Source organism: uncultured Deefgea sp., from assembly GCF_947072475.1.
GTDB lineage: Bacteria > Pseudomonadota > Gammaproteobacteria > Burkholderiales > Chitinibacteraceae > Deefgea.
Map to the genome: position 1 here is coordinate 1 of NZ_CAMTIA010000002.1, position 21,238 is coordinate 21,238.

16 protein-coding genes are annotated in these 21,238 nt (G+C 50.9%); 5 read left to right on the plus strand and 11 right to left on the minus strand.

The genetic code is table 11. The features are described 5' to 3' along the window. A partial coding sequence (locus Q0V82_RS01205) for a pilus assembly protein (protein WP_297572017.1) occupies positions 1-2,506 on the plus strand: 2,506 nt, incomplete at its 5' end. Between the two features lies 1 nt (position 2,507). Continuing rightward, on the plus strand, positions 2,508-2,930 hold the full coding sequence (locus tag Q0V82_RS01210; RefSeq protein ID WP_297572019.1) for a type IV pilin protein: 423 nt from the start codon (positions 2,508-2,510) through the stop codon (positions 2,928-2,930). Positions 2,931-2,979: 49 nt separating this feature from the next. On the opposite strand, the gene Q0V82_RS01215 is transcribed toward Q0V82_RS01210, so the two are convergent. After that, a complete protein-coding gene (locus Q0V82_RS01215; protein ID WP_297572021.1) occupies positions 2,980-4,125 on the minus strand; it encodes a patatin-like phospholipase family protein in 1,146 nt (381 codons plus the stop codon). 307 nt (positions 4,126-4,432) lie between these two features. Between Q0V82_RS01215 and Q0V82_RS01220 the strand changes: the two genes are divergently transcribed. Then, entirely contained in the window at positions 4,433-5,119 is a 687-nt protein-coding gene (locus Q0V82_RS01220) for a thermonuclease family protein (protein ID WP_297572023.1), read from the plus strand. 435 nt (positions 5,120-5,554) lie between these two features. On the opposite strand, the gene Q0V82_RS01225 is transcribed toward Q0V82_RS01220, so the two are convergent. Next, positions 5,555-7,822, minus strand: coding sequence for an alkaline phosphatase (locus Q0V82_RS01225; RefSeq protein ID WP_297572025.1), 2,268 nt, complete (start codon positions 7,820-7,822; stop codon positions 5,555-5,557). A gap of 357 nt (positions 7,823-8,179) precedes the next feature. Between Q0V82_RS01225 and fumC the strand changes: the two genes are divergently transcribed. After that, positions 8,180-9,574, plus strand: coding sequence for a class II fumarate hydratase (fumC, locus tag Q0V82_RS01230; protein WP_297572027.1), 1,395 nt, complete (start codon positions 8,180-8,182; stop codon positions 9,572-9,574). A gap of 277 nt (positions 9,575-9,851) precedes the next feature. On the opposite strand, the gene Q0V82_RS01235 is transcribed toward fumC, so the two are convergent. The 9 genes from Q0V82_RS01235 to Q0V82_RS01275 all read right to left on the minus strand — a co-directional run bounded on the left by Q0V82_RS01235 (position 9,852) and on the right by Q0V82_RS01275 (position 19,568). Further along, positions 9,852-9,992: a hypothetical protein gene (locus Q0V82_RS01235; protein WP_297572029.1), complete on the minus strand. Its 141-nt coding sequence runs from the start codon at positions 9,990-9,992 to the stop codon at positions 9,852-9,854. A 141-nt stretch (positions 9,993-10,133) separates the two neighbouring features. Then, positions 10,134-11,375 (minus strand): DEAD/DEAH box helicase, encoded by a 1,242-nt coding sequence (locus Q0V82_RS01240; protein ID WP_297572031.1) that lies wholly within the window; start codon positions 11,373-11,375, stop codon positions 10,134-10,136. Between the two features lie 553 nt (positions 11,376-11,928). Beyond that, positions 11,929-13,248, minus strand: a complete 1,320-nt coding sequence (locus tag Q0V82_RS01245) for a hemolysin family protein (RefSeq protein ID WP_297572033.1) — start codon at positions 13,246-13,248, stop codon at positions 11,929-11,931. A gap of 107 nt (positions 13,249-13,355) precedes the next feature. Then, the gene (locus Q0V82_RS01250) at positions 13,356-14,036 is read right to left on the minus strand and encodes a Fe2+-dependent dioxygenase (protein ID WP_173533568.1); all 681 of its coding nucleotides are present in this window, start codon (positions 14,034-14,036) and stop codon (positions 13,356-13,358) included. A gap of 548 nt (positions 14,037-14,584) precedes the next feature. Beyond that, positions 14,585-16,801: a TonB-dependent siderophore receptor gene (locus Q0V82_RS01255; RefSeq protein WP_297572036.1), complete on the minus strand. Its 2,217-nt coding sequence runs from the start codon at positions 16,799-16,801 to the stop codon at positions 14,585-14,587. Between the two features lie 171 nt (positions 16,802-16,972). Then, positions 16,973-17,392, minus strand: a complete 420-nt coding sequence (locus Q0V82_RS01260) for a biopolymer transporter ExbD (RefSeq protein WP_297572038.1) — start codon at positions 17,390-17,392, stop codon at positions 16,973-16,975. Positions 17,393-17,480: 88 nt separating this feature from the next. Continuing rightward, complete coding sequence (locus Q0V82_RS01265) at positions 17,481-18,143, minus strand: MotA/TolQ/ExbB proton channel family protein (protein WP_297572040.1); 663 nt, start codon at positions 18,141-18,143, stop codon at positions 17,481-17,483. Between the two features lie 5 nt (positions 18,144-18,148). Then, positions 18,149-18,862, minus strand: a complete 714-nt coding sequence (locus tag Q0V82_RS01270) for an energy transducer TonB (RefSeq protein WP_297572042.1) — start codon at positions 18,860-18,862, stop codon at positions 18,149-18,151. Between the two features lie 499 nt (positions 18,863-19,361). After that, complete coding sequence (locus Q0V82_RS01275) at positions 19,362-19,568, minus strand: hypothetical protein (RefSeq protein ID WP_226763615.1); 207 nt, start codon at positions 19,566-19,568, stop codon at positions 19,362-19,364. 277 nt (positions 19,569-19,845) lie between these two features. On the opposite strand from Q0V82_RS01275, the gene purB reads away from it, so the two are divergent. Beyond that, on the plus strand, positions 19,846-21,216 hold the full coding sequence (gene purB, locus Q0V82_RS01280; RefSeq protein WP_297572044.1) for an adenylosuccinate lyase: 1,371 nt from the start codon (positions 19,846-19,848) through the stop codon (positions 21,214-21,216). Positions 21,217-21,238 lie beyond the last annotated feature (22 nt).

Genomic DNA, 21,238 nt, shown 5'->3' on the forward strand with positions numbered 1-21,238 from the left:
GGCAATCCGCTACTTTAAAAACCTCGGCAATGTGGCGAGTTATTCCACTTTATCCGGCAATAGCAATCAAAAATATGAGCAAGCCGATGGCTTTCCGGTGATTACCCGCTGGGATGATCCGATTAAATACTGGTGCCAAAAAAACGTTATTTTAGGGATTGGTGACGTCAATACACACCGAGACAAAAACTTGCCTGGTAGCAGCAATAGCAGCGGTGAGCCTGCCATGCCAAGCGAAGTGAGTGATGACAAAACCATTAATGTCGTGACCGCAACGAAAAAAATAGCGGATTTAGAAGGCATTAACATAAATGCTAATGCGCAATTTACTGGTCGCGACAACTCGGCGTTTATCGCCGGTTTAGCCTATGACGCCCACACCGTGGATATGCGGCCCGAAGGCAGCACCAGCAGTAGCGAGCTACTCAAACGCATTAAAGGCAAACAAACCCTATCAACGTATTGGGTTGATGTGCGTGAAGGTGGCTCTTTGGCCAACCGCAGCAGCAATCAATATTGGTTGGCGAGTAAATACGGCGGTTTTAAAGTCCCTAACGACTTTAAACCCTACGATAGTCAAACCACCAGCATTGCCGATGCGCTGTGGTACACCACCAAAGACATCTTATCGACAGGCGACAAGCGCCCGGATAATTTCTTTGTCGCCAGTGATGCGCAAAATATGGTCTCGGGCCTGACTAAAGCCTTTGCCAGTATCAGCGCGGAGCGAACCAGTTCGGCCGCTGCGCTCACTTCGTCGAGTAATAAAATTGAGCCCGGCGTAGCGGTATTTCAAACCACGTTTTCTAGCTCTAGCTGGAGCGGTGATTTAAGCGCTTACGCCATCAATCAAACCACGCAAAAACCAGAAACCACGCCGTTATGGAGCGCCGTTGCCGCGCTACCTAAGCCAGCGGATCGTAAAATTTATTTTAATAAAACCCCACAAGCGGCCTCAGGCAAGACTGAATTCAAATCTGGCGCCAGCGGTTTAGATTCAAATATATTTACTGCCAATATCGTCAATTATTTGCGCGGTGATCGTAGCCAAGAAGGTACGGATGGATTGCGAATACGCACGAGTGCACTGGGTGATATTGTTAATTCAGCGCCAGTGTATGTCGGCAGCCCGAATCCTCGCTTGTATCCCAAAGAAGCCGGTTATGCACAATTTGCTACCGACAAAGCCAATCGCACGCCGATGGTGTATGTCGGCGGCAACGATGGCATGTTGCACGGGTTTAACGCCAAAACCGGCGTTGAAGTGTTTGCGTTTATTCCCAATGCCGTACTCAATCAGCAGCTGGCCAACACGGCCTCACCTGATTACAGCCACCAATACTTTGTCGACGGCGAAATCACCGTGGCCGATGTGTATGTCGGTAGTCGTTGGAAAACCATCTTAGTCGCCAGCCTAGGCCGAGGCGGGCGCGCGACTTTTGCGCTAGACGTGACCGACCCCAACAATATGTTGCCAATGTGGGAAAACAATCCGCAACGGGCACCAAGCATTGGCCAAGTACTGGGTAAACCCGTGATTGCGCAATTGGCCAAAGGCAGTTGGAGCGCCATCATGGGCAACGGCCTTAACAGTACTGGCGACAAAGCCCAATTGATGATGATTGATATCGAGAGCGGTGATGCCAAATTTGTCGACACCGGCATTGCAGGCAATAACGGCCTGTCTGCCGCCGATGTGTGGGATACCAATAGCGATGGGATTCATGACACCGCCTACGCCGGCGATCAACTGGGTAATCTGTGGAAGTTTAATCTGACAAAAAACAACCCCACTGCCATCAAGCTGTTTAGCGCCACCAGTAGCTCCGGCGCCCAAGCGATTAGCGCTGCGCCAATTGCCGTCGTGAACCCCAAAACCAAAGTACGCTGGGTGTTTTTTGGCACCGGCCGTTTTTTAAATACCAATGACTTAAGCAATAAAGACGTGCAAAGTTGGTATGGCATTATCGATAGCAATCAAGCGGTGGAGCGCAGTAGCTTGATGGTGCGAAGAATCCTCAAAGATGGCTCGACCACCAATGGCTCGATTCGCGTGATGTCCACGCCCAGCGCCAATGATATGCAAGGCAAATCGGGCTGGGTGATTGATTTTAAAGGCTCGGGCGTGGCGATTGAAGGCGAGCGAATGTTGCTGCCGAATCAAATTCGCGGCAATACTTTGATCGGCACCAGCCGGATTCCAGACGGGAGCGATCCTTGCTTACCCGAAGGTCGCGGCTACACCATGGCCATCGATCCATTTAGCGGCGCGAGTTTAGAGCAAGGATTTTTTGACCTTAATGGCGATGGCAAAGTCGACGAAAAAGACCAGATTGACGGCGCGTATGCCAGCGGTGTTGGCTTTGACAGCAGCCCCAATGCGCCCATTTTTGTGGGTGACGGCATGATTTCCAGCTTAGAAAACGCTGGCACTTCACACATTAAAACCCAAGGCAAATTAGGGCGCATCGTTCGCACCTCTTGGCGTGAAATTTTAGGAGTTTAAGTTGAAAATCAAATCCCCGCGCCGCGCTGTGCATGGCTTTACGCTGATTGAAATGATGATTGTGGTGGCCATTATTGGTATTTTGGCCGCCATCGCCTATCCCTCTTACACGCAATACGTGGTGCGCAGCCATCGTGCGGCCGCTAAAGCGTGTCTTTCTGAGCAAGCGCAATTGATGGAGCGCTATTACACCACGCATATGAATTACACCGGCGCATCCCCAACGCTGGCTTGCCAAACGGAGAGCGGCATGGCAACGCGCTATCAATTTACGACTAATATTGCCAGCGCACGCCGCTACACCGTCACCGCCACCCCGCTTGGTACGCAATTGAGCCAAGACACGCAATGCGGCGCGCTCAGCATCGATTCTCAAGGTGGTAAAACCGCCAGCGGTAGCGGCGGCGCAGCCGCTTGCTGGTAAAAAAAACGGCGCTGCAAATCAGCGCCGTTTTTTTATCTTGCCTGCCCGCTCAAACTGGGCACAAGGTCTGCATCTCTTCACCGCGTAACGTATGCACGGCCGTGCCAAAATGCGCCGGTTTCACATGCTGCGTCCACGGCGACTTGGCCAAGGCGTTTTGCATATCGGCATAACCGGCATTGCGCCGCTCTAAAATCGACGGTCGAGAAAATTCAGCATCGGAATCGGCAATCTGCTCACCGCTAGGCTGATACACCAAGTGCACAATATCAAAGTGGGCATTGCCATTGTGCGCGCTCAGATTCAAATCATCGCTCACCGCACTAATATCGACATTAGCGCCTTGCGAGACATGATGCATCGCGCGGCGATGATTATGTTGCTTGGCCAAGGTATCAATATGCTGCCGAGTTCGGCTGGCGTATTGAATCTGTTTTTGTCGCCACGCCACACTCTCCATATTGCGCGGTGCTGGGCCGTGTGCATCCCATAAATCAATCATAAACACCAAAGTGTTGCCATCAAGCTCACTTTGAAAAATCGCGTCCAATGGCGTATTAGACACACAGCCGCCATCCCAATACAGCTCACCATCGACCTCAGTGGCCGGAAAGCCTGGTGGCAATGAGCCACTGGCTAAAACATGCTCGGGGCCGATGGTTTGCCGATGATTATCAAAAAAAACCAAGTCGCCGGTGGTGACCTTGGTCGCGCCCAACACCAATTGCGCGCCTTGATGATTGATCAAATCAAAATTAGCCAAACGCTGCAATGTGGCCCGCATTGGCGATGTATCGCAAAAACTGGCGGTCTCGGGCGACATATCATTCAGTAACAAAGGGCTAGGAAAGCGTGGCTGCCAAAAATTGGGCTGGCCCATGGTGACCGCTTCCATAAAGCTCAATTTGTTATACATTCGCCGCCAATCGCCCTGCAAATATTCGCCACTCATATTTTTACGCGAAATATCCGACCATAAGGCTTCAAGCTGGCTTAAACGATCTTCAGGGGTATTGCCCGCTAAGATGCAGGCATTAATGGCCCCGATCGAGATACCCGCAAAAAAATCCGGTTCTAAGCCAGCCTCATGCAAAGCTTGATACGCGCCAATATGATAAGCCCCTAAGGCGCCACCGCCTTGTAGCACCAAGGCAATTCGCGGTTTTTGAGATGATTTTTTTTCTGCCACAGCCATCAATCGCTCCTTAATCCAATAATCAGCAAACCGGTTTTATCTTTTGCATTAGGATAATCACGCTATTGCAAAAAACATTGCTGCGCCGCAGCAAATAAAGCCTAGTCGATGAATGGCGCGTTGGCATTATTTTTAATGATCAGTTTCACACTGCGCTATTGATCAAGATCCTGAAAGTATTTAATTCAAAAACTTACAACTATCTGTACAATCCCTCGCACAAAACTGGTCTGCCAAAGTAAAACCACGCGACAAAAAACCTTTGTCGATCGACACCCTATTTGATTCATCCTGCCAAGGCCTCAAAATGCTGCGTTTTTTTCTAGTTTTATTACTCATGACCTCGGCACACGCCGAAACCCTGAGCGGCCAAATTATTGGCATTAACGATGGCGACACCGCCACACTACTCACTACTGACAGAAAGCCAGTCAAAATCCGCCTGTGGCAAATCGACGCGCCCGAACGAGACCAAGCTTTTGGCGAAAAATCCAAACAATCTTTGTCGGATTTAATTTATCGAAAAGACGTCACCGTGCAGGTCGACACCCAAGATCAATATGGTCGCAGCGTCGGCAAAGTGTTTGTTGGTGGGATGGATGTCAATCTGGAGCAAATCAAACGCGGCATGGCTTGGTTTTATACCCAATACGGTAGCGATGAAAAATACCGCGCAGCCGAGAAACAAGCCAAGGCGGCTAAATATGGCTTGTGGATCGACCCTGCAGCTGAAGCGCCATGGCAATGGCGCGCCAGTGGTAAAACCAGCCGCCCAACCGCAGTTAACCCACCGGCCTCCAACCTACCTGCACCAAGCAAAACGGCCACCAGCAACCCACCCGCCATCGTCAGTAATTACCGCTGTGACGGCCGACAACTCTGCTCACAAATGAGCTCTTGCGCAGAAGCGATGTATTTCATCAAAAACTGCCCCAATGTCAAAATGGACGGCAATAACGACGGCATTCCTTGCGAAAAACAATGGTGTAAATAAACGCGATTCATTGCAGCGTTAAACATCCAAAATCCAACGCAGAGGCGCAGAGACGCGGAGGAAACCAGAGCAAAAACATCAGCAAATCACGGCTTAAATCGTGTTTGCTAAGTTCTGATTTGGCCTTTCTCCATGCCTCTGCGTCTCTGCGTCAAAAGGTTTTTCTAAAATTCAACGCAGAGACGCAGAGCAAACCAAGCAAAACATCAGCAAAACATGGTTTAAATCATCGTGTTTGCTCCATTCTGATTTGGCCTTTCTCCGTGCCTCTGCGTCTCTGCGTCAAAAGGTTTTATTGCGTTTAGGGTTTGATCTGATTTGGTTTTTCTCTGCGCCTCTGCGTCTCTGCGTCAAAAAGGTTTTGATCAGTGCGACATGACCATCGATTGATTCTCATGCCGCAACTCAATTTACTGAACAAACAGCGCCCAGCCATTAATTGACTTTCACCTCAAGCACTCCTGATTGAATCGACAATTGCGTGTCTTTCATAATCACCGGGCTAGGAACTTGGCCGTTTTGCAAGGGGTTGATTTTGCGGAAGGTGCATTGCAATTGCGTCGGCGTTAGTTTCACCAGCGCGTAGCCTTGTGCATCGGTATCGGCGTAACGAATCCACGGATTATTTACCGGCGCAGCACCCGTTGCTGGGTTGGCAAATGGATTCAAAAACGGCGTAACTTGGCTGGCGGGGATCTGCGCCGCAGTGATGCCGCCGCCGATTTTTTGCGCAATATTTTGCGCAATAAAACCCGCCAGCGTTTGCGCGGCGATGGATTTTTTAGTCGCCGCCAAATTGGCAATCAGCGCGGCAATGGTTTGCCCAAGTTGCCCGCCCAGTAAATCATTAAAGGTATTCACCTCGCTGCGACTTAGCCCGGCAGTGGCGACAAAAGCTTGTGCTGGCACGATTTTAGCGTTGATGGCCCCCGCCACGGCGGCGCTCACTTGGCTGGTATTACTTAAATCGCTCACCCCGGCTTGCTGCGCGATGCCGACGCTGAGCATTTGAATCGCGATCTGCTCGGCTCCCGCTTCACTACTAAACACCAAAGCCTGTGCACTCGCCAAAGCCGGGTCACGCACGGCACTGGCAAAATAATGGTAGAACGAATCGCTACTCATTCCCGCCGTCACCAAATCGATCAATGCTGGCGTATTGGGCGGCGTAGCGCTGTAGTCAGCATGCGCTACACCGGCGTAAAAACTATGAATATCACCGGTAATGGCCACCACATTTTTGATTTGATTTTGGCGAATAAATTGCAGCAAATCGCTGCGCTCGGCATTAAATCCGTCCCACTGATCGGCGTTAAGGAGCAAGTCTTGCTGCAAAGCGCTCGGTACGCCCGGCAAATTGCGTGCGTCTAAGCGCATTTTGAGCAAAGACACTTCATTGCCCCACACTTTCCACTGCGCTTTGGAATTTTTAAGCGTGCTTTTCCACCATTCGCGCTGGGTTTTACCCAAAATCGACACCAGCGCCAACTCATCGCCCTGCGCTTTACCGATGGCCATTTTTTGCGCTTCTACCGCACTTAATTGCTGGCTAGGCACTAAATAACGACTACCAATACTGCTGCCTACTGCCGCCTCGGGCAAGATATGGTCGGCGCGGTAGAGTCGCTCGTCGGTCATCACCAAATGCATCAGCTGGCCAAATTGGAAATCGCGATACAGTCGCACGGTATGAAAACCACTGGCATTGGCGTCAAACACGATATCGGCCGGCATAAACTCATACCATGCTTGATTGGCCGAGCGGCGACGCGTCGTTTCGTGCTTGTTATCACCGCCGCGCTGTGGATCGTAAGTCCCATTGTCGTACGTGGTCGCGTCGCCCCAGCAATCATCGGAAAACTCATGATCATCCCAGATGGCAATCATCGCAAAGCGCGCATGCACTTGCTGCAAACGTGCATCGCTGCGGTATTGCTTATACAGCGCGCGGTAATCGGCCAAAGTCAGCGCATAGCGCGCACCGCTATTGCCCGCTTTAAACGCACCATCGGGCAATTTTAAAGCGCCATGCCGAGCTTCAACCTGACCGGTTTGAAAGTCTTCACCAATGGTTTCATAAATATAATCACCAAGATGCACGATAAAATCGAGATCCTCAGTCAACAATTGGCTAAAGCCACCCCAGTGATGAATGCTCCAATCCTGACAAGACAAAAACGCAAACTGCAATTGCGCCAAATCAGCATTGGCTGCCGCTGCAGTTTTAAAGCGCCCCACCATCGAGCGCGAACCATTCACAATAAACTGATACCCATAGTAGGTATTGCCCGCTAGACCTGTTAATTTATGGCGTACGCTATGATCCCACTCCGAGAGCGCCGCGAGCGTCACATTAGCAACCACTTTACCCGTTAACACCCCTTCGCTACCGGTCAAACCCGCTGGATCGCCCTCGGTCACCAATAACTGAATCGTGCTATTCATTGCCGCACCTTGGCTGGCAATCGGGTCGACATTGCGCGGCAAAACGCGAGTCCATAAGACGATGCTGTCGCTGCGCGGATCGCCTGCCGCAATGCCTTGCGGAAATTGATACTGCAAAGGATTAGGGCTCGCACTTGGGCTAGGGCTCTCCGTTGGCCCTAAAGCCGAATCAGTGCCACCACAAGCAGTGAGCAACAGCGGGCTAGCAGCGCTGGCAGTCATAAAGCCAGCAAGACGAATAAATTGACGGCGATCCACGGTTTTCTCCCAGAAAGAGCGCCATCCTCCTCGCCTTGTATTGCAGAAATATAAACGGTCGTTTTATTTTTGAATTTGTTGTAAGCGTGTCAAACCGCACCGCCTTTAATTTCAGCCCGCAGGTTCAAATAGTAAGCGCCTTATTCAATCCCAGCCAATCAAAATAAATGCAGGTATTTAGCTGTAGGGTATTTGGTAATTGGCCTAGATGCTAATACCTAGGGTTTGTTGACGTTTGGTTTGCCGCCACGTTTAAGCCGCTTATCGACGCACTGGTCAAGTCCAATTGGGTGTTCACACGGCAACGCTGGCTCGCTTGCGCTATACCAAATGATCGACTCGCTATAGGGCAAGATCATGAGCAACTACCGCATTGAAACCGATTCCTTTGGCGCCATTGAAGTGCCAGAGTCGGCATTATGGGGCGCGCAAACGCAGCGCTCTTTATTGCATTTTCATATCTCAAACGAGACGATGCCGACTGAATTAATGCAGGCTTTGGCGCGGGTGAAACGCGCCTGCGCGGCGAGCAATCAAGCGCTGGGTTTGCTCGATGGCAATAAGGCCAACGCGATTATTGCGGCGGCCGATGAGGTGCTGGCAGGGCAACACGCAGCGGCGTTTCCGCTCTTGGTTTGGCAAACAGGCTCAGGCACGCAAAGCAATATGAATATGAATGAAGTGCTCGCCAATCGAGCGTCTGAATTACTCGGTGGCTCGCGCGGCGCGGCGCGATTATTACACCCCAATGACGACGTGAATCTTGGGCAATCGAGTAATGATATTTTTCCCACCGCGATGCACGTTGCCGCCGCGCAAGGGATTCAAGACGAGTTATTACCTAGTTTAAGCCGGCTGATTGACAGCCTTCACAGCAAAGCGGCTGAGTTTGCCGACATTATCAAAATCGGCCGCACGCATTTGCAAGACGCAACGCCGATCACGCTCGGGCAAGAAATATCCGGCTGGTATAGCCAACTGGAGCACGCCGAACACATGCTCAAACTCAGTTTGCCGGCCTTATGCCAATTGGCCGTTGGCGGCACGGCCGTCGGCACGGGCCTCAATACGCATCCACAATTTGGCGCGCGCGTTGCGGCCGAATTAGCGCTGCAAACCGGTTTACCCTTTGAAAGCGCGAGTAATAAATTTGCCGCTTTAGCTGGCCACGATGCAATGGTTAGCGCGCATGGCGCGATGAAAACCTTGGCCACGGCCTTAATTAAAATCGCCAATGATATTCGCTGGTTAGCATCGGGCCCGCGCTGTGGCTTGGGCGAATTACGCCTACCTGAAAACGAACCGGGCAGCTCAATCATGCCCGGCAAAGTCAATCCTACCCAATGCGAAGCGATGACGATGCTGTGCTGCCAAGTAATGGGCAATGATGTCGCCATCAGCATCGGGGCGGCGTCGGGCAATTTTGAACTCAATGTCTTTAAACCATTAATTGCCTATAATTTTTTGCAAAGTCTGCGCCTATTACGCGATGGTATGGCGAGCCTCACGACGCATTGTATTGTCGGCATCGCTGTAGAGCGCGAGCATATTGCCGCACTGCTTGAACAATCCTTAATGCTGGTTACCGCGCTCAGCCCACATCTGGGCTACGATCAATCCGCCGAAATCGCCAAATACGCCCTGAAACAAAACTGCACTTTAAAACAAGCTGCGCTGGATTTAGGTCTATTAACTGCAGAGCAATTTGATACTTGGGTCAATGCCAAAGCGATGACGCATCATAGTGCCTAGTTCCGCCTTTAAAATGCCCATCCAGCGGTCATGCCATTCATTTCAATTCAAAAAATTAGAACCTCCGGCTAGGGTCTATTGACGTTTGGTTTCCCGCAGCGCTGGCGTCTTACGACTAAGCTACGCGCTTCGTGCCTGTACCTCAGGCCAAAATACGCGCAAACACGGTTGGCAAGCCAAACGTCAACAGACCCTAGTAAACAATAAAAAAGAGCACCCGAAGGTGCCCTGTGGTTAATTTAAGACGCGGTGCGTTTGAGTGCGCAGTAATGCCAGATTACTTGCCCTGTGAACCGGCATATTTGCTTGCTAGATCGGCTTGTTCAGCGCCCGAAAGTCCCATGTGATTCATATCACCTGCACGTACGGCGCTCATCGCAAAAGTAAACGCCAAGGCCAGCATTAAGAGGGTTTTCATCGTCCTACTCCTGTTTCGATTAATCCGGATTTAGCTATAGCGTCTACTGATTTGAAATCGGGCTAAATAGCGCTCAACGGTGCGATTTAATTGGACTATCGGTAGTTTAATCTTAAGCTGAAAAGCCCTCTCGCCCTACTGTCAATTTGAGTCTGGCTCATGCCCTTCTTGCTGCGCTCTGGCGGCAGCGGCACGTAATTTATCTTTTTTACTCATTCGAGCGCCTTTAATACCGCCCTCAGCTGAGCCAGCAACGGCTGATTCTTGCGCAATAAAACCGACGACTTGCTCGCGTGCAAGCCGCATTTCAAGGCGTTTTTCGAGCAATCTAAAATGCGCTTCACTGTGCGGCGTCACCAAGCTAATCGCCACCCCACTGCCACCCGCACGCGCAGTGCGGCCAATGCGATGGGTGTAATCGGCGGGCGAGCGCGGTAAGTCAAAATTAATCACGCAAGGCAAGTCGTCAATATCAATCCCACGCCCCGCTAAATCGGTCGCCACCACCACTTGTAAATTACTGGATTTAAATTCGGCCAAGACTTGGCTGCGCCGACCTTGGCTAAATTCACCATGAAATGGCGCGGCTTTAATTCCGGCACTGGCTAAATAGCGCGCCAATTGTTCGGCGATATTTTTTGATGCAACAAACACCAAGGCGCGCTCATCCCCACAACCTAAAATCAACTGCACCAATAAATCAGCACGCCGCGCTTCATCCACCACGATGGCGCGCTGCAAAATATCCGGGCGATTTTCAGCGTTGTTTTCAATGATAATGCGTGTGGGCTGCTGCAAAATCGCATCGGCCAGCGCATTGACATTGCTTGGAAAGGTCGCCGAGAATAATAAATTTTGTCTCTGGCTGGGTAGCAAGGCCAAAATACGATTGATTTCTTCGCTAAAGCCCATATCCAGCAAGCGATCGGCTTCATCGAGCACCAGCATGCTAAAGACTTCAGGCTTAATCGCATTTTGCCCAATCAAATCGAGCAAGCGCCCCGGTGTGGCGACCAAAACATCGGCCCGGCCGCGCAATTGCATCATTTGTGGATTGATCGACACGCCACCAAATACCGCCACCACTTTAATCGGCGTCGCTAGCATTTGTACCAGCGATTTGATTTCTTGCCCCACTTGCATCGCCAACTCACGCGTTGGCACCAAAATCAATACCTTACGCCCAGCGCCTTGCACCAATTGCAATAAAGGCAAAGCAAAAGCCGCGGTTTTACCCGATCCGGTCGCCGCCTGCGCCAGCACGTCCTCGCCGCGTAAAATAGCCGGAATGGCCGCAGCTTGAATCGGCGTAGGCTGAAGGAATTTTTTTTTGCTGGCAGCAAGGGTCAGAGCGGGCGATAAACCCAAAACGCTAAAGGGCATAGCAGGCCTTAATCAAAGAATGTGTCGTGCATGATACCAAGTGAGGGCAGCACTGGCCGAAAAACATCGCGGTTTAGCTTTGCCAACGGCAAAACCAAACCATGAATCACCCCGATTACAGCGACAAAAATGCCGTTACGTAAATTACGTAACGGCATTAATCACTTACCAACTCATGCTGCAGCATTTAAATGCTGCACTTCAAAATAGGTAAAAAAAAGGTAATGTTCAGATTTGGTGTTGATGCTGTGCCACGCTCGTCGAGTTGGGGCTTAAAATCCCGTCCAAGCGCACCGAGTGCGAAAGGGAGACAAACGGTTTTATCGTTTGGCTCACGACAATCGAGGGCACAGCGGAGCTGGGCGCGCCCGGGGCGCCTTTCTTTCCCCCTCTTTCTTTGGCGAGTCAAAGAAAGAGGGTCCCCGTCGCGGACTGCGACTGTAAAATAATGTGCCGCAGGCACTTAAAATCATCAACACGTAATCTGAACATCGCAAAAAAAAGTATGTATATCTATGCAGGTTTTGACCTACAAGCTAAACATAGCGATACCCTAGCCATCACTGTTTTTGCTGATCACGTCAATCGGCGTTGCTGGTTTTTCGGTGGCAAGAATTTTATCGATGCGGCGACCATCCATATCCACCACTTCAAACTGCCAGTTTTCCCATTGCGCAATATCACCGGTTCTGGGCATTTGCCCCAATAGCAGCATCACCAAACCGCTTAAGGTGTGATAACTGCCTTTTTCTTCATCCGGTACCGTCGGCAAGGCCAAGCGATCTTTAAGCTCTGGAATCGGAATCAAACCATCGAGCAACCACGAGCCATCGACCCGCTGCACCGCCCAAGCATCACTGCTGTCGTCGGTAGTAAATTCACCGGTCAATACTTCAAGTACGTCTTGCAATGTGACCAAGCCTTGCACTTCGCCGTATTCATCGATCAAAAAGACCATTTCAACGCCGGAAGTGCGCATTTGGTCGAGCAGTTCTAAACCGCTCAGCGTTTCGGGTACAAACACGCAAGGCTGTAAATTACTGGATAAATCAATCGACTCGCCTTTAAGCATTTTTTGCAAAATGTCTTTGGCGCTTAAAATCCCGAGCAAATTATCTAGCCCATTTTGGCATACCGGAAAGCGTGAATAACGCGCTTGCGACACAATCGCCATATTTTGTGCCACCGTGTTGTCTAAATCGAGCACCACCATTTCTGAGCGTGGCACCATCAAGGACGCCACTTTTCTGTCGTCTAAGCGCAGCACATTTTTCATCATGGTGTGCTCGTGCTCTTCGATTAAACCGGCCGCCGAGCCTTCGTGCAGCACGGCATCGATTTCATCTTGCGTGACGCTTTGTTGGGTACTTTGATCGGCCCCCAGCAAGCTCAACACGCCTTTGGTTGAGCCAGTGAGTAAGCGCACAAAGGGGCGTGAAATCAACGCTAAAACCTGAATCGGCCGGGCGATTAAGCAGGCGATTTTTTCTGGGCTGATTTGTCCGAGTCGTTTTGGGACTAATTCACCAAACACGATCGAGAAATACGTCACCGACATCACCACCAACACCGTGGCAATTGTGGAACTGAGTTCAGGGCGCAAACCCGATTGGATCAGCCACAGGGCAAACGGCTCGGCCAGCACTGATTCACCGACAATACCGCTTAAAACCCCAATTGAGGTGATACCAATTTGCACCGTAGACATGAATTTAGTTGGTTCATCGGCCAGCTTTAAAGCCGCTGCAGCGCCTTTATTTCCTGCTTCTGCCATTTTACTCAGCCGCGCTTTGCGCGAGCTCACCAAGGCCAACTCCGACATGGCAAATAGGCCATTGAGCAAAATCAGCCCCAGCAGTAAGAACACTTCCATGAATCAATCCAAATTATAAATAATCTGTATAGATGCGGCTAAGACCAAAAAATTCAATCTAATCGCGACCGTTTAGCGTGGTATTTTTAACAGCCAGTCCGGTTTTATTAAATATCACCCCATTTTCGTAACAAATTATGATAAATCCCGGTCATTGAAATCGCCGTTTCCGTGTCGCCCATATCTTGACGTAACTGACGAATATTGCGATCCAAATCAAACAATAAGCCGCGTTCAGTACCGTCTTTAATCATGCTTTGCAGCCACATAAACGACGCCACCCGATGGCCTCGGGTAATTGGCTCAACGCGGTGCAAACTACTCGACGGATACAGCACCATATCGCCGGCTGCAAGTTTGACTTCGTGTACGCCGTAGGTGTCTTCAATCACCAATTCACCGCCATCGTATTCATCTGGCTCAGAAAAAAACAAGGTTGCCGATAAGTCCGAACGCACCCATTCACCGGTGTCGGTAATGCGGCGCATGGCATTATCAACGTGCATACCAAAACCCATGCCTTCGCCATAACGATTAAATAACGGCGGAAAAATTCGCTTGGGCAAAGCGGCAGAAAAAAACAAATCATTTTTAGCCAGCGCCGCCAAAATCACCGCCCGCACCGCCACCGCATTGGCTTCATCGTTGGCCAATTGCTGATTGTTTTTGACTTTGGCCGACTGACTACCAGCGGTAATTCGCCCGTCCAACCAATCGGCTTGATCTAGCCGTTCACGGCAGGCTTTGACGGTCGCCAAATCAAGTACTGCGGGGATGTGTAACAACATACAAAACTCCAGATTTCAAATTTCAAACATCAAGCAAAAACACAACCAGACTCGCCATATCTTTGCCATTTAGTGGCCATGTTCAGATTTGGTGTTGATGGTTTTAAGTGCCTGCGGCACGGGTGTTTACAGTCGCAGTCCGCGACGGGGACCCCAACTCTTTGTCCGCCAAAGAGTTGGGGGAAAAGAAAGGCGACCCGAGCGCGCCCAGCTCCGCTGTGCCCTCGATCGTCGTGAGCCAAACGATATAGCTGTTTGTCTCTCTCCTCACTCGGTGCGCTTAGACGGGTTTTTAAGCCCCAGCTCGACGAGCGCGGCACAGCATCAACACCTAATCTGGACATGCCCCATTTAATATAGGTATGTAAATCTAAGGCATGCTATTCAATACCGCTATGGCAATACCCAAGCAATAAAACTCAGATTGCTTGTCAATGGCTTGAAGTGCCTACGGCACGGCATCAACCCAAAGTCTGAACACAAACTAAAAACAGCAACAGCAAAGCCCGGCATTCAGGATGGGGACTTTGCTGTCTTGGTTTTACGACTTAATTAAACTTATAGCTGGCGCTCAAACGGGCAGAACGCTTAGTGCCCGGTAGAGTGAAGCCTTGATACAAACCTTCGTAATGGTCGGTATCAAATAAGTTGTACACATTGAGCTGCACGCTCACATCACGATGACTCCATTCGGCCATCGCATCCCAACGCACATAGCCCGGCAGGTTCACGATATTGTCCAAATTGGTGTAGCGCTTGCCCATGGCGTTAAAGCCGCCACCAACTTTCCAATTGCCGTCGATTTGATACGTGGTCCACAAATTGGCGGTATAGCGCGGCGCATTGTCCGGCATATTGCCTTCTTGGTATTTGCGTTGTGGATTGGTAATCTCGGCAATCACCGGATCCATCAACGCCACACCGGCAAAGATTTGCCAATCGGCGCTCAACTGCCCTGCGGCTTCTAGCTCAATCCCGTCGGTATAACGGCGACCCGACAGCAAATACGGCTTCACGACACCGGGCTCGATATCGGTTTGGCGTTCATTGGTTTTTTCGGTACGGAAAATCGCCGTGCGCAAGGCCAAACGACCGTCGTACAAATTAAACTTGGCGCCAATTTCGTAGTTGGCGTTTTTTTCTGGATCGGTCAGCGCGCTCTTTGGATCGGTTGAATACGCCTCAGCCGATGGATTAAACGACGTGCCGTACGACACATAATACGATTGCACCGCAGTCGGCTGATAAATCAAGCCAGTGCGCCAGCTCCATACATTATCAGTGCGGCCAGTATTGGGCGCAGCGGGCAGTTTGGTGAAGGATTCATTGGTGGTTTCAGCTTTGAAATGATCGTAACGCGCGCCGAGTAAAACTTTCCAATGCGGGGTTAAATCAATCATGTCTTGCAAGTAGAACGCCACCGTATCGGCGGTTGAATGCGCGGCCACGGTATTGACCGGTGCGCTGCAATTGGGCGCGCCGCCTAAACTTGGATTACCCACGGTGGTCGACGGCATAATGCAAGGTCTTAAACCAGCATCATTGGGTTTAGCTGTTCCGGTTAAATCTAATTGCATGCGGCCGGTGCTGGTGAGTTTTTCGCGCGTTAACTCCATCCCTGCCAAAATGCTGTGGCGGATAGTGCCGGTTTCTACATCCCACAACACATCGGTTTGATTGGAGATAATTTCTTGATCGCGCATCCGTAATTTACGACCACGAGTGACCTTAGTGCTGTCGCTTAAAGCGTCGGAAGGCTTGGCAAATTGCAAGCCGGGTGCGCTAGCGCGTAAATCAAGCTGGTATTTACCCAAACGCGTGCCGTTTTTTAGCAATAAATTAGGGGTAATTTGATGCTGAAAATTCAAGCTCAGCATATCGGCCACGGTGTCTTCTGAATCAAAGTCGCGTAGACCATAAAACTGATCGACATTGCCAATCGGTTGATCAGTACCATGAATCGACGCACTCTTACGGTAATACGGCACGCCATAATCGGGCACGTTGTTTTCTTCGTAATGCAAATACATCACGCTCAGTTGGGTCGGCTCGCCAATGCCAAAGGTCACCGTCGGCGCGACGCCCCAACGATTCATTTCTGCGCCATCGCGGAAACTATCGGCTTTTTGCCCCATCACATTCAAGCGAATCGCGGTGTTGTCGTTAATGGCTTTATTAAAGTCGCCCTCGGCGCGGTAATAGGCATCGGTTCCCAAGGTGGTGGTCACTTGGTTTAAATCGCCTTTAAAGGCTTTTTTACTCACTTGATTGACGACGCCGCCGGTTGAACCACGGCCAAATAACATCGACGCTGGGCCGCGTAATACTTCGACTGAATCAATAAAAAAGGTGTCGCGGTTGTATTGCGCCGCATCGCGGAAACTATCGAGATACAAATCATTGGAAGCGCCAAAGCCACGAATGCGAATCCCATCGCCACTGGCGCCGCCTTCAGCGGCATTAAAGGTCACGCCGACGGCATTACGCAGCGCTTCTTTGACTGTATTGGCATCTTGATCGTGCATTAATTCTTGGGTGATGGTGGTCACCGATTGCGGAACATCAAGGGTATCTTGCTGCATACGGCCAACACTCACGGTTGGCGCGTTATACGTGTTAGAAGTGCCATTTTGACTGGCTTCAGCACTCACTTCAACCGGCGCTAATACCGCCTCATTGGCATGAACGCCGCCGGCAACGGCGCTGAACAACGCTGCTGCTGCGGGGAATTTGGCAAAATGCCGAATACCTGATTTATCTCGCATGAGTATCTCTATTAATCAATTTTTGAACAAAAAAAAGGCGGGGTTAACCGCCAAAACGAGGGTAAGTGTTGGTGTAACAGCCGATGCTCAACGCCCTGACTCGCGCCTATTTAGCGCCAGCAAGCACGCGGCAACTGACCTTTACGCAATAACTTCAGTTAACAGGACAAATCAGCCTCCTTGCCCATTGGTCATCAAGCCGATTTTGCTTAAACCGGCGCGCTGCGCTGCCGCCATGGTTTGCGCGATTCGCTCGTATTGCACGGTTTTATCGGCATATAAATGCACTTCAGTTTGCGGATCGGCTTTAAAAACGGCGGCCAATTTAGCGTCCAACTGCGCGGCATTGAGCACGGATTGTTCATCAAGCAAGCTGCCATCGGCTTTCAGCGTTAAACGCAGCGGCGTTTTAACCACCTGCTGCACGCTGGCCGTGGCCTTCGGTAGCTCGACTTTGACGGCATGCGTCATCACTGGCGCGGTGACAATAAACACCACCAACAGCACCAGCATCACATCCACCAACGGCGTGGTATTGATTTCTGCCATTGGCGCGGCATCTTGCTGCCCAAAACTACCAAATCCCATCATCCACTCCTTTATTCTTCGCCAGCGCGGGCTCAAATCCGCAGGATTGAAACCCGCAGCACCCGCGTCTTAATCTGTTCAGTCCGCTCAATCAGTTCACTTCGCTTAATAATTGCGCGTGCAAATCATGGGTAAAACCATCGAGCTCTTGGCCAAAGCGGCGATTGGCACGAATAAACGCGTTGTACGCCACCACCGCCGGAATCGCCACCGCCAAACCGGCCGCTGTCGCCACCAAAGCTTCGCCAATCGGGCCTGCCACCGTGGCGAGTGACGCATTGCCGCTGGCAGCAATGCCGACCAAGGCGTTATAAATGCCCCACACGGTGCCGAATAAACCAATAAAAGGCGCCACCGAACCGGTGGTGGCCAGCCAAGTTAAACCACGTTCCATCTTGGCGGTTTCTTGGCTTAAACCAGTACGCAATTGCCGCACCAAATAATCATCGAGTGACACCGCTTTGGCCAAACCACGGCCTTCGTGTGCGCGGTAATGCTGCAAACCAGCAGCGCCCGTTGTCGCCAATTTTGCTGCTGGCGATTGATTGCTGGCCGCCAGATTAAGCGCAACTTGCCAATCGCTGGCCTCCCAAAATTGGCTCATAAAACGCTGCTGATGCCGCTTCATTACCCATAGCAAGCGTGAGCGCGCCACGATCACCACCCAACTGACAATCGACATCAACACCAACAAACCAAATACCGACTGCAAAATCGGGTCGCCCGAATGCAAAACCAAAGACAAATCCATCATCAACCTCAAGACTTTTTAATAGAAAAATGCACCGGCACAATCACCGTACCCGCTACCGCATCTTGGCCGCGCTTGGCCGGAACAAAACGCCATTGCGTCACGGTGTTCTGCGCCACCCGATCTAAGCGCGGATAACCACTGCTTTGCTGCAAACTCACCGCTTCGGCACTGCCCGTGGCACTCACTTGCACCCTGAGCATCACCACGCCTTTTTCACCTAAGGCCAAAGACTGGGGTGGGTATGGCGGTTTGGGATTGTTTAAATAATTGGCGTGAAAGCTCGGTTCAGTCACGCTATCGACCACCTCCGCGCTTTGCCCACGCGCCCCGGCGCTCGATGGCAGCGCCGGACTCGCCACTTGCGCCGTCTCCGCCGCTTGGCTGTCAGTAGCTGGCGTGGATTTTTCGGCGGCCGCCACCGTCATGGTGGCGCTACGCTCTGGCGTTGGCGCAACACGGCTAGGTTTAGCCACCGCCATCGGCGTTTTTACTGCGGTTTTAGGGGTGGCTTTTTTCACCACCGTCGGCTCAGCCTTGGCTTGAACGACCGGCGCAGGCTTGATCATCACTGGCGCAGGCGCGCCCTGACTGAGCGGCACAGCTTGCAGCATGATCGGCTCTGGCAAGCGGCTACTACTGGGAGCACTCATCACCCCGTGCAGCAAACCCGCATGCGCCAACACCACCAGACATAAAGAGTATTTGTTATCGAGAATCATTCTCGTATGTTATCAAGAAGCATTCTCATTAGCAATATGCCATAGCATTTATCTTGTTGCATACAACAATGGTGATTTAATTTAACTTGCCGTGGGCGTCATTTAACACCCGAAACAACACGTTGACGTTGCGATGGTTTGCGATGGGATGGGATGGGATGGGTATAGCCCTGCTCCATTTAACAACAATGGGTGTGCAGGCTATACCCATATATTAGGCAATGTTCAGATTTGGTGTTGATGCTGTGCCACGCTCGTCGGTCTGGGGCTTAAAACCCGTCCAAGCGCACCGAGTGAGGAGGGAGACAAACAGTTGTATCGTTTGGCTCACGATCGACCGAGGGAACAGCGGAGCTGGGCGCGCTCGGGTCGCCTTTCTTTGCTTACTTTCTTTGGCGACGCAAAGAAAGTAAGTCCCCGTCGCGGATTGCGACTGTAAAGCAAGGGTGCCGCAGGCACTTAAAAAACGATCAACACGTAATCTGAACATGGCCATAAATTAAGGCAATTGGCGCGTAGGGACTGCGGCGTCTGGCGGCGTTTGCGCCAGATTAGACGAAAAATGAAACACCATGGCATTGGCAAACATGGCATCAAAGCCTTTGGCAATCATCGTCTGCACCAAGGTTTGGGCCTGACAACCGCGCGCCAGATTCTCAACAATCCATTGCTGCCATTCGGGGCTTAAATGGGTATAGCTCGACATTGACTCTCTCCATAGGTTTTATCACGGCCAGCTCGAACGGCCAGCGCGTCACACAACAAAGACTTACAAACAAATCCAGATTATTTCAACAAAGCATTAAATCTGTAAGACAAACGCATTATTCATGCGAATGTTCACCCTGTCACGAATCCATTATTTGCTGTGCAAACCACCCACAAAATAGCTGTCGCTGCGCACCGCACGGCTGTGAGCGAATCAAGCCACTGTGTTAGAATCGGCGCTTTGATAGACCAAGACCTACGGACGGGTTGGCATAATGGAACTTTCAGCACTCACCGCACTTTCACCACTTGATGGTCGCTACGAAAAACAATTGACCGATTTACGCGCTCATTTTAGCGAATACGCATTGATCAAAAACCGCGTCACGGTTGAAGTGGCTTGGCTCAAAGCCCTCGCCAGCGACGCTGCGCTTGAAGATATCAAGCCTTTTTCTGCGGCCACCATTGCTGAACTGGACGCAGTCGTCAGTCAATTCAATACCGAACACGCACTCGAAGTCAAAACGATCGAGCGCACCACCAACCACGACGTTAAAGCGGTTGAATACTGGTTAAAAGAGCGCCTATCGGGCAACGCCGAAGTCTCGGCGGCCAGTGAATTTATTCACTTTGCCTGCACTTCAGAAGACATCAACAATCTATCGCACGCCTTGATGCTCAAAGGCGCACGTGAAAGCGTGATGCTGCCTAAATTGTCAGAAATCATCACCAAGCTTAAAGAATTAGCTCACGAGCTCGCTGATGCACCAATGATGAGCCGCACCCACGGTCAACCGGCAACGCCGACGACGATGGGTAAAGAAATGGCCAACGTAGCGTTTCGTTTAGAGCGCCAATTGTCGCGCATTAGCGAGGTTGAATTACTCGGTAAGCTCAACGGCGCTGTCGGCAACTACAATGCACACTTGTCGGCTTACCCAGATTTTGATTGGGAAGGCTTTTGCTGCCGCTTTGTCCAAAGCCTAGGGATTAACTTTAATCCCTACACCATTCAAATCGAGCCGCACGATTATATGAGCGAGTTGTTTGATGATTTCGCCCGTGTCAACACCATCTTGGTCGATATGAACCGCGACATCTGGGGTTATATTTCTCTGGGCTTCTTTAAGCAACGCGTTAACAAGAACGAAGTCGGTTCTTCGACCATGCCGCACAAAGTTAATCCAATCGACTTTGAAAACTCCGAAGGTAACCTCGGGATGGCCAACGCGGTGTTGTTCCATTTAAGCCAAAAATTACCGGTTTCACGCTGGCAGCGTGACCTGACTGATTCGACCGTATTGCGTAATATGGGCGTAGGTATGGGTTACACTTTGCTAGGCTACGTCGCGGCACTCAAAGGCTTGAATAAATTAATGGCCAATCGCGATGCGATGGCTTTTGATTTAAACAACAACTGGGAAGTATTGGCCGAGCCAATCCAAACCGTGATGCGCCGCTACGGAGTGCCTAATCCATACGAGCAACTCAAAGAGTTAACGCGTGGCAAAACGGGCATTACCAAAGAAGCGCTGGCGGTGTTTATTGACGGTCTAGCGATCCCACAAGACGCCAAAGATCGCCTTAAAGTGCTGACGCCAGCCACCTATCTGGGTACGGCTGAGGAACTTGCCCGTCGTATTTAAGTCTGTTGCAGCATAGAGTTCG

Coding starts and splice junctions, on each gene's coding strand:
- Q0V82_RS01235 (WP_297572029.1), bottom strand. CDS start 9,992: ATGAAAACCCTCTTAATGCTGGCCTTGGCGTTTACTTTTGCGATGAGC.
- Q0V82_RS01240 (WP_297572031.1), bottom strand. CDS start 11,375: ATGCCCTTTAGCGTTTTGGGTTTATCGCCCGCTCTGACCCTTGCTGCC.
- Q0V82_RS01215 (WP_297572021.1), bottom strand. CDS start 4,125: ATGGCTGTGGCAGAAAAAAAATCATCTCAAAAACCGCGAATTGCCTTG.
- purB (WP_297572044.1), top strand. CDS start 19,846: ATGGAACTTTCAGCACTCACCGCACTTTCACCACTTGATGGTCGCTAC.
- Q0V82_RS01275 (WP_226763615.1), bottom strand. CDS start 19,568: ATGTCGAGCTATACCCATTTAAGCCCCGAATGGCAGCAATGGATTGTT.
- fumC (WP_297572027.1), top strand. CDS start 8,180: ATGAGCAACTACCGCATTGAAACCGATTCCTTTGGCGCCATTGAAGTG.
- Q0V82_RS01270 (WP_297572042.1), bottom strand. CDS start 18,862: ATGATTCTCGATAACAAATACTCTTTATGTCTGGTGGTGTTGGCGCAT.
- Q0V82_RS01245 (WP_297572033.1), bottom strand. CDS start 13,248: ATGGAAGTGTTCTTACTGCTGGGGCTGATTTTGCTCAATGGCCTATTT.
- Q0V82_RS01250 (WP_173533568.1), bottom strand. CDS start 14,036: ATGTTGTTACACATCCCCGCAGTACTTGATTTGGCGACCGTCAAAGCC.
- Q0V82_RS01220 (WP_297572023.1), top strand. CDS start 4,433: ATGCTGCGTTTTTTTCTAGTTTTATTACTCATGACCTCGGCACACGCC.
- Q0V82_RS01265 (WP_297572040.1), bottom strand. CDS start 18,143: ATGATGGATTTGTCTTTGGTTTTGCATTCGGGCGACCCGATTTTGCAG.
- Q0V82_RS01255 (WP_297572036.1), bottom strand. CDS start 16,801: ATGCGAGATAAATCAGGTATTCGGCATTTTGCCAAATTCCCCGCAGCA.
- Q0V82_RS01260 (WP_297572038.1), bottom strand. CDS start 17,392: ATGATGGGATTTGGTAGTTTTGGGCAGCAAGATGCCGCGCCAATGGCA.